Below are 15,873 nucleotides of genomic sequence, written 5' to 3' on the forward strand. Positions count from 1 at the left end.
TGATTCAAGTAAAAATACTTTTTTATGCCAGTATCCATAAATCGTATGAGCAATAATAATTATTTGAGAACGTTGTATAAAATGATTACAAAAGATTGCAATGTTACAAATCAGAATAATTTTTGTAAAGTTTTGTTATGTAAGTGTAATATGTTTGATAAATATATGTGGTATATTAACTATGGTCAAAAAACAAAACATAAAATTTAAAGAATTTTAGCAAATACGACAAAAAAATTATCGAAAATATATTTTATTAGAAATTAAATTTGGAGGATTTATTTTATTATGAAAAAATCAATTTTAGCTTCATCATTAGCAGTAGCATTAGGCGTAACAGGATATGCAGCAGCATCTGACAACAATCAAGCTCATGCTTCAGAACAAAACATCGACAAAGCACATTTAGCAGAATTAGCATTAAATGATTCAGCTGAATTAAATCAAAAACCATTACACGCTGGTGCGTATAACTATAATTTTGTAATAGATGGTAACGAGTTTACTTTTACATCAGACGGTAATACATGGTCATGGGAATACCATGCAGTTGGTGCACAAGCTTCAACACCTAACACTACACAAGATGTAAGTTCAGAAGTTAGTGTTAATACAAATGAAAAATCTGCAAGTGAAGTACGTTCACAACAATCATACACTGCTCCAGCAGCAGTAGAAGCACCAAAAGCTTCAGCAACTACAAATGTTAGAACAGCACAAACAAGTGCAGCTACGCAAACATATAAAACAGCTCAAACATCAGCAGCTTCAACTGGTGGATCAGTTAAAGCACAATTCTTAGCGGCTGGTGGATCAGAAGCTATGTGGAATTCAATTGTAATGCCTGAATCAAGTGGTAATCCAAATGCGGTTAACCCAGCAGGATATAGAGGTTTAGGTCAAACTAAAGAATCATGGGGTACTGGTTCAGTAGCAGATCAAACTAAAGGTATGTTAAACTATGCTAAACAACGTTACGGTTCTGAAGCAGCAGCATTAGAATTCCGTAAAAACCACGGTTGGTGGTAAAATCTATAACGCTGAACGAGATGTGTTTGGTGATATAGATAAAGAGTGACTCAAGCGAGTCACTCTTTTTTTATATTGACATGTTAGAATATTCTGATAAAATTAATATTAATTTAATTATAAAGTAACTTATCCAGAGAAGTGGAGGGACTTGACCCGTTGAAACTTCAGCAACAGACTTATCTATTATCGTAAGTACTGTGCTACATTCAACAAGTAAAATACTTGATAGATAAGTGTCATGTGAGAGCTATATGTCACTTAAGGGCATATAGTTTTTTATTTTAAGGAGGACTTTTAATGGTAATATCAGATCGATTATCACAAATTCCGGATAGTTACTTTGGCAAAACGATGGGGCGTAAAATAGAGCCTGGTCCTTTGCCATTGATTAATATGGCAGTAGGTATACCTGATGGTGCAACGCCTAAAGGTATTCTTGATTGTTACGCAGAAGCCATCTATAAACCAGAAAATCAAAAATATGTCGCTTTTCATGGGAAAGAAACATTTAAGCAAGCAATCGTGGATTTTTATAAAAGACAATATGAGGTTGAATTAGATAAGGATGAAGAAGTTTGTATCTTATATGGTACGAAAAACGGCTTAGTCGCTTTGCCTACATGCATCGTTAATCCAGGGGAAAATGTGCTGCTTCCTGATCCAGGTTATACAGATTATTTAGCAGGTGTATTATTGGCAGATGCTAAGCCACAACCACTTATGTTAAAGCCACCTTATTATTTGCCACAATGGCATACGATAGATAAAGATGTCTTATTGAATACGCGCTTAGTTTATCTAACTTATCCAAATAATCCTACAGGTTCAGTTGCTACAAAAGATGTGTTTGATAAAGCAATTAAACAATTTCAAGGCACAAAAACTAAAATTGTTCATGATTTTGCCTACAGTGCATTTGGTTTTGATTATAAAAATCCAAGTATTTTACAATCAAAGGGTGCTAAAAACTTAGCAATAGAAGTTTTCTCTTTATCAAAAGGATATAATATGTCAGGTTTTAGAGTTGGTTTTGCTGTAGGAAACAAAGATATGATACAAGCATTGAAAAAATATCAAACACATACGCACGCTGGTATGTTTGGTGCACTACAAGATGCGGCTACCTTTGCTTTAAATCACTATGATGATTTCCTCTTGAGTCAAAATGAAATATTTAAAGTTCGCAGAGATAAGTTCACTGCTAAATTGAATGCAGTGGGAATCCCTTTTGAACCGATGAATGGTGGCATATTTTTATGGTTGAAAACCCCTAAACATTATGATGGTGAAACATTTGAAACGTATTTATTAAAAGAAAAATCCATTTTGGTTGCACCAGGTGTTCCATTTGGTGAACATGGGCGGAACTATGTACGTATTTCATTAGCAGTGGATGATGATAGCTTAATGGAAGCGGCGGAACGCATTCAATCATTAAAACATTTATATGAAGCAGATTAGGAGTGAAACGATTAATGAAAAGCATTAAACTTTTTGGTGTCAGAGAAGAAGATATCCCTTTTATTAATGAATGGTCAGAAAAAAATCAGGTTTTAGTAGATTTAGATAGTGACATTTTATCTTTGGAAACGGTAGATCGTGTCAAAGGTTTTGATGGGGTGTCATTGTCACAACAAATTGAATTAGATGAAACAGTATATAAAAAATTACATGATTATGGCATTAAGCAAATTGCTCAGAGAAGTGCTGGATTTGATAGTTACAATCTTGAGTTAGCTAAGCAATATGAACTAGTTATAACCAACGTACCTTCATATTCTCCAAATTCAATCGCTGAATATACCGTATCCCAAGCATTAAATTTAATTAGAAATTTTAATGATATACAAAATAAAACTGCAACATATGATTTTAGATGGCAACCAAGTATTTTGTCACGTTCTATAAAAGATTTAAAAGTTGCAGTTATTGGTACAGGTCGTATTGGTTCCATTGTTGGTAAGATTTTTGCAGAAGGTTTTGGTTCAGAAGTAGTAGCATATGATATTGAACCTCAAATTTCATGCGAAGCGTATTTGACATATCAGGAAAGCATGAGTGAAGCAATTAAAGACGCGGATATTGTCACTGTACATATCCCAGCGACAAAGGAAAATACATATTTGTTTAATGAGGCAGTATTTGCAGAAATGAAAACTGGTGCCGTGTTTATTAATTGTGCGCGCGGTACGATTGTTGATACAAAAGCGCTTATAGATGCATTGAATAGTGGGAAATTAAAAGGAGCAGCATTAGACACTTATGAAGGTGAGAAAGGCTTATTCCCAAGTGATCAACGCAATACACAATTGGATGATGCAGTATTAGTTGAATTGATAGAGCGACAAGATGTCATTCTATCTCCACATATTGCTTTTTATACAGATGCAGCTGTGAAAAATCTTATTGTGGATGCGCTAGATGCAACATTAGAGGTAATATATACAGGGGATAGTAAACTTCGCGTTAATTAAATAGGTAATATAAAAATAGGGCTAAGACGTTTGATTTCGTCTCAGCCCTTATTTTATAAATGTACAGGTTATTTAGCATCATAGCCTTGATCTTCGATAGCATCTTTCATGCTTGTCATTGTAACTTTATTGTCGTCAAAATTGACTTCAACATTACCAGCCTCAAGGTTTACATCAGCTGTTGATACGCCATTTAGATTCGTCAGCGCAGATTCTACTGCATGCTTACAATGATCGCAGCTCATGCCATCAACTTTAATTGTTTCTGTTGCCATAAGAATCACCTCCTTAAATTAAGGATATTTATTATTAGTATTATTAAAAAATTGAGTTATAATTTCATTCGTTTTAATCTAAGCGAATTGGTTACTACACTTACGGAGCTTAATGCCATAGCTGCGCCAGCTACCCATGGTGCAAGTAAACCTAAAGCGGCAATAGGGATACCGGCAACGTTATAGCCGAACGCCCAAAATAAGTTTTGTCTGATATTACTTATCGTTGAATTACTAGCTTTGATTGCTTTAGGAATTAATAATAATTCTCCGCCTAAAATAGTGATATCCGCTGCTTCTATTGCTACTTCTGTACCTGTACCAATAGCAATACCAATATCGGCTTGAACTAATGCTGGTGCGTCATTAACACCATCTCCAACCATAGCAACAATTTTATTATTATTTTGTAGTTCAGTGATTTTTGAAGCTTTTTCTTCTGGTAATACTTCTGCAATGACAGCGTCTATACCTACTTGTTTAGCAATCGCTTGTGCTGTTCGTGCATTATCTCCTGTAAGCATTGTTACGGAAATACCTAATTCGTGCAATTGTTGTATTGCTTCTTCGGCAGAGTCTTTGACTGTATCAGCGACGGCAATCACACCTTGCAATGTTTGATTAATAGCAATGAGCATAGCCGTTTTACCTTCGTATTCATATTTAACTAAATTATCTTCATACATTGAAACATCTATATGCGCATCTTTCATGAATTTACGTGTGCCAACAAATACGTCTTGGTTATGAATCATTGCTTGAATACCGTGTCCAGGTACGGCTTCAAAAGCAGATGTTTCTAATAAGTCGATGTTTTTTTCATTTGCATAATTGACGATTGCTTCAGCTAATGGGTGTTCAGAATCTTTTTCTGCGCTAGCTAATAGTTGTAGGGTTTCATTATTACCCTCAAAATCAGTCACAATTGGTTTACCGTTTGTGATTGTTCCTGTTTTATCTAGAACAACTGTATCGACTTGGTGCGTACGTTCTATGTGCTCGCCGCCTTTAAATAAAATACCATTTTCAGCAGCCTTACCAGTACCCACCATAATTGAAGTGGGTGTTGCGAGGCCCAATGCACATGGGCAAGCGATCACTAATACAGCGATTGCTGCTACAAGCGCAGGTTCAAATTGGCCCGTTTGAACAAAAGCAATCCAAATGATAAATGTGAGTATAGCAATGCCTACGACAATAGGGACAAAGTAACCAGAAATCGTATCAGCTAAACGTTGTATAGGCGCTTTTGAACCTTGAGCGTCTTCAACTACTTTAATAATAGAAGATAAAGCAGTGTCTTTTCCTACTTTTGTTGCTTCTATTGTAATCGTACCGTTTTTATTCATTGTTGATCCTATCACATTATCGTTTAATGTTTTTTCAACAGGGATAGATTCACCGGTTAACATAGATTCATCTATCGCAGTCATACCTTTAATTATTTGACCATCAACTGGTATTTTTTCTCCTGGTTTTACTTGTATATAATCTCCCACAACAACTTCACTGAGTGGCACCATCTGTGTTTTACCATTTCTGATTATACGTGCTTCTTTGGCTTGTAAGCTTAACAATTCACTTAAAGCATTGGTAGTTTGTGTTTTGGCACGGCTTTCTAAATATTTACCAAATAAGATAAGTGTTATTAATACGGCACTCGTTTCAAAATACAAATGAGGTGTATCATTTGTATTGCTCAACCATTTTATCATTTCATAAATACTGTAAAAAAATGCTGCGCTCGTACCTAAAGCGACTAACACGTCCATATTGGCTGAGCCATTTCGTAGATTTTTATAAGCACCTACATAAAATTGCCAACCAATTATAAATTGAACAGGTGTAGCTAATATGAATTGAAACCAGGGATTCATTAAGAAACTCGGTAATGGTAGTCCGAATAAATGGACAAACATCGTCAATAATAAAGGTAAAGAAAGGATGGCTGAAATGATTAATTTGTTTCGTTTCCCTTTTAATTCCTGAGCTTTGCGTGAATTCTTTTCTGAAGGAGCTGCTTTGGTTTTTGCATCATAGCCGATGTTTTGTATTTTCTTTATCAATTCATCTATAGATGTCACTTCTGGATTATAATTTATCGTTGCATTTTCGGTTGTGACATTGACATTTGCTGTGACATCTTCCATTTTATTTAAATTTTTTTCGATACGGTTTGCACACGCGGCACAAGTCATGCCCGTAATGCCTAGTGTCGTTTTTTTGTTGTTACTCATCTCAGTGACTGCCTCCTTTTGTTTTATAGATTTATAACGAAACGCTATTTGTATGTCATCTGTTAAATTTAATATACCCCCTATAGGTATAAAAGTCAATGTGTTTGTTTGAAACAAAATAAGCTAACATCAGTATGTATGTAACAAGTGATGTTAGCTTATGATTTAAATCAAAGTTATATTAGATGTTGCTGCTGATTGACTTTGCTGAGTTCAGAAACAATTTTACGGCTGTCTTTATTAAGATGTTTTACATAAATCATATTATTTTTCTTTTTATAATTTTCTATTAAGGTATCTATTGCATTGACAGCTGAATCATCCCATAGATGTGCTTGGCTAAAATCGAGATAAATTGTTTGATCTCTTATTTCTAAATCTAATTGGTTCATTAAAGAATCGATAGATACGAAGAAAATTTGTCCTTTAACTTTATAATAGACGTGATGATTTTGTTCCTCATATTGGACAGAAACATTGGATATCTTTGTAGCAAAACATAATGCACTGATGATAACACCAACAATGACGCCAAGCGCTAGATTACTTGTGAACAAAACGATAACGACCGTTAATATCATCACAAATGCATCAGAACGTGGGGCTTTTTGAATAAATTTAAATGATCCCCAGTTAAATGTACCTACCGAAACCATCACCATGATGCCTGCTAAAATTGGCATTGGAATTTCAACAACCCAGTCACCAAAGACCATAATCAAGATAATTAAAAATACACCCGCTGTAAATGTGGAAAGTCGTGTGGTTGCACCTGAGCGCACATTAATAACCGACTGTCCAATCATAGCACAACCTCCCATTGCACCGAAAAAGCCTGTGATAAAGTTTGCGATACCTTGTCCACGAGCTTCTTGATTCTTGTTGCTATAACTATCGGTTGCCTGATCGACGATGCGTGAGGTTAATAAGCTTTCTACAAGACCTACGATTGCCATTGATATGGCATAGGGAAATATAATTTTAAAAGTCTCCATATTAAATGGTACATTTGGGATTATTAATTGCGGTAAGCTTTTTTTAATTTCGCCTAAATCTCCAACCGTTTTAACGTCTGCCCCGGTAACTAAATATGCGATTGTTAATACGACGATAGCAATTAATGGTGCAGGTATACGATTGAACACACGAGGTAATAAATAAATGATTAATAGTGTGATAATGACAAATAAGTATGTAGGCATGGAGATACCAAAGATATGTTTAAGTTGTGTCATAAATATCATTATAGCTAATGCGTTCACAAACCCAATCATTACAGAATTTGGAATAAATTTCATAAGTCTACCTATTTTCAACAACCCAAAGATGATTTGAATGATTCCCATTAAAATGGTGGCAGCAAGTAAATATTGAATACCATGATCTCGAACTAATGGCACAATAACTAAAGCAACAGCACCAGTAGCAGCTGATATCATTGCGGGTCTACCCCCAACTAATGAAATGACAACAGCGATGATAAACGAGGCATATAATCCAACCATTGGATCTACACCTGCAATGATAGAGAATGAGATTGCTTCAGGAATTAACGCAAGTGCTACAACAATACCTGCTAATATATTTGTACCTGGTGCAGTGAGCCATTCTTTCTTTAATTTATTTAGCATAAACTGTGCTCCTTTATTAAAAGTCAATTTTAATAGTATAGCACATAGCATAAAAAAAGTTTATAGTACTTTATGACAAAAAAATTTAAAAAAATATAATTTATTACGAAATAAACATGTGACAGTTTTGTAATTTGAAAATATGTATTTGTTAGTAAAATCAAACGAGAAAATAAAGTGAATTCGCTATGATACAAATATAAATAAAAGTAAAGTGATTGAAGGAGTGTAACACATGTCTATTCTTAAAGTAGAAGGATTAACTAAAAATTATGGTAATAAACATAGAAAACAAGAAGTACTCAAAGGCATAGATTTTGCAATAGAAAAAGGTGAATTTGTGACGATTATGGGGCCATCAGGCTCTGGAAAAACGACATTGCTTAATGTGATTAGTTCCATAGATTATATAACGAGTGGTACTGTTGAAATTAATGGTCATCAAATTAATAAAATGAGTAATAAAGCATTAGCAGACTTTCGTAAAAAAGAAATAGGTTTTATTTTCCAAAATTATAGTGTGCTTAATACATTAACTGTTAAAGAAAATATAATGTTACCACTATCTATTCAAAAATTATCTAAACAAGAAAAAGAGCAAAATTATAACGAAGTCACGCAAGCATTAGGTATTAGTCAACTGGGCCATAAATATCCAAATGAGATATCTGGAGGACAACAACAACGTACTGCTGCGGCAAGGGCTTCAGTACACAAACCTGCTATTATTTTTGCAGATGAACCAACGGGTGCCTTAGATTCAAAAAGTGCACAAGACTTACTAAACCGTTTGGAAGAGTTAAATCAAAAGACGAATGCTACCATCGTAATGGTCACTCACGACCCCGTTGCAGCTAGTTATTCAAATCGTGTCATTATGCTAAAAGATGGTGATATACATTCAGAAATATATCAAGGTGAGGATAGTAATCAAGCATTTTATAAAAACATCATTCACATGCAAACTGCCTTAGGTGGTGTGGCAAATGAATTTTAATCAAATCGTTATCAAGAATTTAAGGAAAAACGTTAGACATTATGCCATGTATTTATTTTCCTTAATTGTCAGTATCGTTTTATATTTTAGTTTTGTAACTTTAAAATATACAAATAGTATTAATAATGAGCAATCATTAAAGACAATTCAAAAAGGTTCAGAAATTGGCGCAGTATTTTTATTCTTTATAATTGTTATATTTTTAATGTATGCAAACCAACTATTTATTAAGCGTAGAACGCGTGAATTTGCGCTGTATCAATTGATTGGTTTAACAAGAAACAACATCATGAGAATGTTAGTCATTGAGCAAGCGATGATGCTTTTATTAACTGGCGTTATCGGCATGATTATCGGCATATTTGGTTCGAAATTGCTGCTGATGATCGTGCTCAAAATATTAGACATCAATATGAGCGTATCGTTATCGTTCCAATTGCCAGCAGTCATACAAACATTAATGCTTATTGTGGTGTCATTTGTACTCATACTCATACAAAGCTTTATCTTTTTACGTAAGCGTAGTATTTTAATGATGATGAATGACAATGCACGCACAGAAGCAACCAAATCTCAAATCACTGTGATCGAAGTGATCTTCGGTGTGTTAGGTATTGTGATGATTGGTGTAGGATATTATATCTCAACAGAAATGTTTGGTAAGTTTCTCAATATGGTTATCTATTCACCATTTATCATTTTATTTTTAACGGTGTTAGGGGCATATTTATTTTTCCGTAGTTCCGTTTCGCTTATATTTAAAACGTTAAAACGTTCAAAAAAAGGCAATGTGTCAATCACTGACGTTGTGTTTACATCATCTATCATGCACAGAATGAAGAAAAATGCATTATCATTAACAATCATTGCAACTATTTCAGCGGTAACCGTAACGGTATTATGTTTTGGTGCAATTAGTAAATCAACGATGGATGAAAATACAAAGTTAATGGCACCTCATGACTTAAATTTTAAAGATAGTATACAAGCAAAACAATTTGAAAGTAAATTACAAAAAGCACACATTGAAGTAAAGAAAGACTATAAAGAAGTGACACGTGGCGATATATTAAATGATCAAGTATTTCAAAAATCAAATATGGGTAATATGAAGACCTTGTTTGTTACGAGCAATCAATACTTTAATGATAAAGCAGTTTCTGGAAATAAAGCTAAATTGATTAACTTAGCAGCTGGTTCTGGAATAGTAAAATATGATTTAAATAAAGAGATTCAGTTAAAAAATAGTCATACGGAAACATTCAAGGTGATTGGCGACAGTAATAAAGCGACATTTATGAGCGAAGTAAGTTATGGTGGTCCAGTATTATTAGTAAGCTCGGATAAATATGAGCAAATCAAGCAAGAAGGTAAAGAAACGAATAAACAATACGGTTATGATTTGAAACATCATACAGATTTGACAAAAGCAACGAAAATTGCACAATCTATTGAACCGAGTATCCAATCACAAGGTATGATAAAACAAGAAATGAATGAAAGTGTCGGTATTTTATTATTTGTCACTTCATTTTTAGGTTTGGCATTTTTAGTGGCAGCAGGATGTATTATTTATATTAAACAAATGGATGAGACTGAAGATGAAATCCCGAACTTTCGCATTTTAAGAAAAATTGGTTATACTCATCAGGATATGTTGAAAGGACTAGGGTTAAAAGTAATTTTCAATTTTGGCTTACCTTTAGTTGTGTCACTGATGCATGCTTACTTTGCAGCAAAAGCTTTTATGGGGATTTATAATGCGACAAGTATGACACCAGTTTATGTTGTCATGATAGTATATTCAATTGTGTATTGTATATTTGCAATTATGTCTTTTATACATTCAAGCCGAATTGTAAAACATTCAATTTAAAAAATAAAACATTCTATAAATAAGCTTAAATAAAATGCTGTGAATGAAGTTATAAGCATATAACATGATTCACAGCATTTTTAGTTTATGTATCGGGTTTTTTAAATATGTTTGTCGTTGTCTATTCGTGGTATGTAGTACACGATACAATGATTACACATGGGGGTATAATGATGAATTTATTAGAATTTCATAAGCAAATTAAAGGTTATACACAAAATAAACAACCAGGTATTCAAAAAGAGATGAATCCACAGCCTATAACAGAGATGGAAGGTTATAAAAGCGGTGGCAAATTAACGGGCAAGGTTGCTCTGATTACTGGCGGTGATTCTGGCATTGGGTATTCTGTAGCGATGCTATTTGCAAGAGAAGGTGCAAATGTTGCTATTGGCTATTATGATGAACATGAAGATGCTCAAAAAGTAGTGGATGATTTGAAAAGAATAGGTGTAAAAGCTAAAGCCTATGCACATGATTTAAAGGTAGTGTCAGACGCTCAAGCATTAATTGATAAAGTGGTTAAAGACTTTGGAGGTTTAAACATTTTAGTAAATAATGGTGGCGTTCAATTTCCGCAGGATAGTTTTCAAGAAATTACGCCAGAGCAAGTGAAAGAAACGTTTGAAACTAATATTTTTGGCATGATGTTTTTATCTCAAGCAGCAGCGCCACATTTAGCAGACGGTGATGCCATTATCAATACTACAAGTGTAACAGCATATAGAGGATCAGCGCATCTTATTGATTATTCAGCAACCAAAGGGGCAATTGTAGCGTTTACAAGATCTTTAGCGGAAAGTCTGATAGAACGGGGCGTACGTGTAAATGCTGTTGCACCTGGTCCGATATATACACCTTTAATACCTGCTACATTTTCAGAAGAAAAAGTAGCACATCAAGGTGGAGAAACGCCAATGGGGCGTCGAGGACAACCCGCAGAACTAGCACCGTCGTATGTATTTTTAGCGTCTTATGCAGATAGTTCTTACATTACAGGACAAGTCATTCATGTAAATGGCGGTGATTATATTACTTCTTAAGCATAGTGTGTAGCTTGATTATTATGGACTAACGAAATAACAACTTACTGCAACTTTGATAGTAAAACTTACTTTATAAAATTAGTAATGATTGTAGGGTGTGTCTTGTTTTAAAGTTAATTGAAATATTTGATTTAGCATTATCATTTTGTAGCCCTTAAGGGGATAGACTTTGATAATACCTTCTATATTAAGTAGTAGTAAAAAACACTTTCATATCAATTCATGTAAAAGCATGAATTGAACGAAAGTGTTTTGTTATATTTTATAGCAATTGTAAAATCCTTTGAAAGATGAAAGTGCTTTTGCAATGTTTGTAAAGTTTTCTAAAGTTGAACGTGTATTGTTAATATGATATTTAACATAGATATGTTAATGATCTAGTTTTGAATTGAGAGATGCTAGGTTGCATGTACATCTATATCTAAAAAGTATGTTAATCATTTATAACTAAGGCGTCAAGTTTGATGCATACGTTTTAAAATGCTAAAAGAAATCTGAAGGAATGAAATCATCGACATTGATATTTTTTAAAGAGTCAAAGTTAACATTTTCAATATTTTGTAGTATTTCTCCTTCTTTAAATTGTTGATAATAATTTGTAGTTTCTGCTACGATATCGTGATCTTGAAATGTTTTTACGACACCTAAGATTAAGAGGACTGCTATTGCACCTTTGATGATTGTTTTCATAAGTAATGACTCCTTTTAATGATAATACATATATTATAAATGAAAATTTAGTCTGTGACATGCGTCCAGAGTATTTACATACTATCGTACCTTAGTTGTATACGACGTGCTTATGAAAATATATGGTCATCAATTCTAATTAAAGTTTCAATTAGAGACCAAAAGCAATTGGTAACCAGAAATAAGCAAATAGTGATATGACAATAATGGTGAATATATTTAATATAAAACCAGCTTTTACCATATCTTTCATTTCTAATTCATCAGAACTAAATACCGCTGCATTTGGTGGTGTTGAAATGGGCAACATGAAAGCACATGTTGATGATACTGCTACAATACCCATAATAATGAAAGGGTCTTGGCTGATAGCTGCAGCAAATCCAATACTGATTGGCATTAACATATTTGATACGGCTGTATTAGACATCACTTCGGTAAGGAATAAAATGCCAGTCGTAAGCACGATAACAATTAAAATGAGTGGCAACGGTTTTACAACGCCTAGCATACCCCCAAACCACTTTGTTAAACCAGAGTCTTCAAAAGCAGCAGCTAACGAAAGACCGCCACCAAACAATAGTAATATACCCCAAGGGAGTTTACTCATATCATCCCAAACAAGTAAACCACCTTTGTGGGATTTAGCTGGAATTAAAAATAAAAGCACTGCACCTATCATTGCAATAACTGTGTCTGATAAGTGGAGAGAAGATGGAAGCAGGCTACCACAAATCCATAATATACTGACAAATAGAAATACAATACCTGTTAATTTTTCTTCTAGACTCATAGGTCCTAAATCACGTAATGATTTTTTAGCAAAATCAGAAGATATTTGATCTGCATCTTCAATTTTAAAGAGCCATTTTGTCATTAACAAATATAATATGATAAGTAATATAATTGTTAATGGTAATGCAAAAATCATCCATTGTGCAAAAGAAACTGTTCTATTTAAGCTTGAAGAAGCGATTGCAGCAAAAACTGCATTTGGCACTGAGCCAATTAATGTTGCGAGACCACCTATAGAAGCGGAATAAGCGACCGTAAGTAATAAAGCTTTACTGAACTTATGTGCTGACTCAGGCTTTAAAAATTGTGCGTTTTGGATTTCATGTATTAAAGCCAATGCAATCGGTAACATCATTAAGGCTGTTGCAGCATTTGAAATCCACATCGATATAAATGCCGTTGCAATCATGGTACCTAAAATAATCCTATTGCTATTAGAACCCATCATAGCGATAATCGTCATAGCGATACGTTTATGTAAGTTCCATTTTTCAATTGCCAAGGCAATAATGAAGCCCCCCATATACATAAAGACGATCGGATCAGCATAAGCACTTGCAGCTACTTGTTCGTCTGTGCCTCCACTTAAAGGTAGTAGAATAAGTGGTATGAGTGAAGTAGCCGGAATAGGAATCGCTTCTGTAATCCACCACGTGGCGACAAAAAGTGTTACAGCAAGTACGGCCCTAGGAGCGTCATCTAGCCCAGTAATCTCAGGAATAAAATAAAAAGTAAGAAAAAGCAACGGTCCTAGTATCAAACCAATTTTTTGTTTCATAAAAATCCCCCTTGTTTGTACCCTTGCATTAGTAAGAATATCAAGTTGGAAAAGTAATGACAATTTATTTTTCAGAAAATTGTAAAAAAACAACTGTTTTATTGTTAGAATAAATTTAATCTTATGCATGCAAAATAAAGGGGAGTGATTTTATGGTTTTGGGTACACTAGTAGGAAAAGATGATACATGGGTATTATGGGCAATTATTATAGTTTGGGCCACAATAAGTATCTTTTTAGAACAACGATATCAATGGGCAAGTACGATTTCAGGAGCGATTATTGCATTGGTAGGAGCGATGTTACTTTCTAACTTTAAAGTTATCCCAACGAGTGCACCAGTTTATGATACCGTGTGGGATTATATTGTTCCTCTATCTATACCGTTGCTACTTTTTAGTTCAAATATATTAAAAATTTGGAAAGAAAGTCGGCGATTATTATTTATTTTTTTAATCGCGTCAATAGGGACCATGATAGGGACAACTGTAGCTTTTATTATATTAAATCATTCAGTACCTTATTTATCAAAAATAGGGGCAATGATGACTGGAAGTTACATTGGTGGGGGAGTGAATTTTGCGGCCTTAAGTTCCAAATTAAAAACGCCTGGAGAAATGGTTTCATCCACAGTTGTTGCAGATAATAGTGTCATGGCATTATATTTTCTGTTATTAATTGCTATACCATCCATTCCGTTTATAAAAAAACATTTTAAAACACATTATCATAGTGATCATACACCGGCAGCACAACAATCATTTTGGCAACCCAAAAAAATTCAATTATTAGATATCGCATTTTCAATCGCTGCTGCGATAGCAATCGTTGCAATCAGTTTTAAACTTTCTGAATTAATACAACATGTTGTACCTCAAAGTAATTTGCTCTTAACTATACTTGTGTCATTTTTTGGGGATTTCTATCTCTTACTTACAACTTTAACACTTGTCATCGTTGCAATTTGGGGAGACTTCTTTGAAAAATTAGCAGGTGCCTCTGAAATTGGAACATTCTTAATTTATATTTTCTTTGTTGTCATAGGTACACCAGCCTCGTTTGTTACGATTGTAAAAACGGCACCGTTGTTATTTATTTTTGTTATGATAATTTTAATATTTAACTTGGGTTTGAGCTTGTTGTTAGGAAAATTATTGAAATTCAACATTGAAGAGATATTACTTGCAAGTAATGCAACTGCTGGTGGTCCTACTACTGCGGCTGCATTAGCTATTGGTAAAGGTTGGACTGATTTAGTCGGACCTATATTAATTGTAGGTACATTAGGTTATGTGATTGGCAATTATGCAGGTACATTAATGTATCAATGGTTATCTTATATTGCATAGTGGTAAGACAATTATTTAGAAATATCATGACGCGATGATATAGTTAATCTGGTGAATTATTATAGATGAGTGAGGGATGTAATATGAGGGAAAAAGAAAAAATGTTAGCTGGACAATGGTATGACGCAAATTACGATGAAAATTTGGATAAAGAAAGAAATATAGCTAAAGACTTATGCTTTGAATTAAATCAAACGAAACCTAGCAATAAAGCAAAGCGTCAAACTATTTTGAAGACATTGTTACATGCTGAACCAAATAATTTGGAATTATTAAGTCCGTTTTATGTCGATTATGGTTATAACCTTTTTTTAGGTGAACAGGTGTTTATCAATCATGATTGTTATTTTATGGATGGTGGTAAAATTTTTGTGGGCAATCATGTGTTTATTGGACCAAAATGTGGTTTTTACACTGCGATACATCCATTAGCATATCAAGATAGAAATCAAGGATTGGAACAAGCGTTACCCATACATATAGGAGATGACGTATGGATTGGCGCAAATGTCATAGTTTTACCAGGAGTAACAATAGGTAATGGCTCAGTAATTGGTGCGGGAAGTGTTGTATCTAAGGATATTCCTGAGAATGTAGTTGCAGTTGGCTCTCCGGCAAAACCAATAAAAACGATTGAAAACAACGCATCGACATGATGATATTAAATATTGAACTTTTTCGATAGGAGTTAGT

The 15,873-nt window shown here is 33.9% G+C and carries 12 protein-coding genes, 1 pseudogene and 1 riboswitch; of the genes and pseudogenes, 8 read left to right on the forward strand and 5 right to left on the reverse strand.

The genetic code is table 11. From position 1 onward, the window contains the following. Positions 1–288 precede the first annotated feature (288 nt). The 3 genes from CD150_RS08685 (at position 289) to CD150_RS08695 (ending at position 3,506) form a co-directional block, all read left to right on the forward strand. The gene (locus CD150_RS08685) at positions 289–1,029 is read left to right on the forward strand and encodes an aggregation-promoting factor C-terminal-like domain-containing protein (RefSeq protein WP_103161497.1); all 741 of its coding nucleotides are present in this window, start codon (positions 289–291) and stop codon (positions 1,027–1,029) included. A gap of 126 nt (positions 1,030–1,155) precedes the next feature. After that, positions 1,156–1,268, forward strand: a riboswitch (SAM riboswitch). Between the two features lie 61 nt (positions 1,269–1,329). Continuing rightward, on the forward strand, positions 1,330–2,493 hold the full coding sequence (locus CD150_RS08690; protein ID WP_073344322.1) for an aminotransferase class I/II-fold pyridoxal phosphate-dependent enzyme: 1,164 nt from the start codon (positions 1,330–1,332) through the stop codon (positions 2,491–2,493). Between the two features lie 14 nt (positions 2,494–2,507). Further along, positions 2,508–3,506: a D-lactate dehydrogenase gene (locus CD150_RS08695; protein ID WP_073344319.1), complete on the forward strand. Its 999-nt coding sequence runs from the start codon at positions 2,508–2,510 to the stop codon at positions 3,504–3,506. 68 nt (positions 3,507–3,574) lie between these two features. Here the strand turns inward: CD150_RS08695 and copZ are convergent, their stop codons facing one another. The 3 genes and pseudogenes from copZ to CD150_RS08710 form a co-directional block, all read right to left on the reverse strand. Next, entirely contained in the window at positions 3,575–3,781 is a 207-nt protein-coding gene (copZ, locus tag CD150_RS08700) for a copper chaperone CopZ (protein ID WP_046206719.1), read from the reverse strand. A gap of 56 nt (positions 3,782–3,837) precedes the next feature. Further along, positions 3,838–5,994: pseudogene (locus tag CD150_RS08705) on the reverse strand (heavy metal translocating P-type ATPase); the annotation flags it as partial. A 200-nt stretch (positions 5,995–6,194) separates the two neighbouring features. Further along, positions 6,195–7,649: a SulP family inorganic anion transporter gene (locus CD150_RS08710; protein ID WP_064209231.1), complete on the reverse strand. Its 1,455-nt coding sequence runs from the start codon at positions 7,647–7,649 to the stop codon at positions 6,195–6,197. Positions 7,650–7,884: 235 nt separating this feature from the next. Between CD150_RS08710 and CD150_RS08715 the strand changes: the two genes are divergently transcribed. The 3 genes from CD150_RS08715 to CD150_RS08725 all read left to right on the forward strand — a co-directional run bounded on the left by CD150_RS08715 (position 7,885) and on the right by CD150_RS08725 (position 11,565). Beyond that, positions 7,885–8,646, forward strand: coding sequence for an ABC transporter ATP-binding protein (locus CD150_RS08715; RefSeq protein ID WP_046206722.1), 762 nt, complete (start codon positions 7,885–7,887; stop codon positions 8,644–8,646). Beyond that, positions 8,636–10,522: an FtsX-like permease family protein gene (locus tag CD150_RS08720; protein ID WP_103161499.1), complete on the forward strand. Its 1,887-nt coding sequence runs from the start codon at positions 8,636–8,638 to the stop codon at positions 10,520–10,522. The genes CD150_RS08715 and CD150_RS08720 overlap by 11 nt, the downstream gene beginning before the upstream one ends. 173 nt (positions 10,523–10,695) lie before the next feature. Next, positions 10,696–11,565, forward strand: a complete 870-nt coding sequence (locus CD150_RS08725) for an SDR family oxidoreductase (RefSeq protein WP_073344313.1) — start codon at positions 10,696–10,698, stop codon at positions 11,563–11,565. 486 nt (positions 11,566–12,051) lie between these two features. On the opposite strand, the gene cwrA is transcribed toward CD150_RS08725, so the two are convergent. Then, entirely contained in the window at positions 12,052–12,258 is a 207-nt protein-coding gene (gene cwrA, locus CD150_RS08730; RefSeq protein WP_019469992.1) for a cell wall inhibition responsive protein CwrA, read from the reverse strand. Positions 12,259–12,409: 151 nt separating this feature from the next. Beyond that, positions 12,410–13,831, reverse strand: coding sequence for an SLC13 family permease (locus CD150_RS08735; RefSeq protein ID WP_064209234.1), 1,422 nt, complete (start codon positions 13,829–13,831; stop codon positions 12,410–12,412). A gap of 152 nt (positions 13,832–13,983) precedes the next feature. Between CD150_RS08735 and CD150_RS08740 the strand changes: the two genes are divergently transcribed. Continuing rightward, on the forward strand, positions 13,984–15,180 hold the full coding sequence (locus CD150_RS08740) for a DUF819 family protein (protein WP_073344310.1): 1,197 nt from the start codon (positions 13,984–13,986) through the stop codon (positions 15,178–15,180). A gap of 83 nt (positions 15,181–15,263) precedes the next feature. Continuing rightward, positions 15,264–15,836, forward strand: a complete 573-nt coding sequence (locus CD150_RS08745; RefSeq protein WP_073344308.1) for a sugar O-acetyltransferase — start codon at positions 15,264–15,266, stop codon at positions 15,834–15,836. Positions 15,837–15,873 lie beyond the last annotated feature (37 nt).

The organism is Staphylococcus ureilyticus (genome assembly GCF_002902235.1).
GTDB lineage: Bacteria > Bacillota > Bacilli > Staphylococcales > Staphylococcaceae > Staphylococcus > Staphylococcus ureilyticus.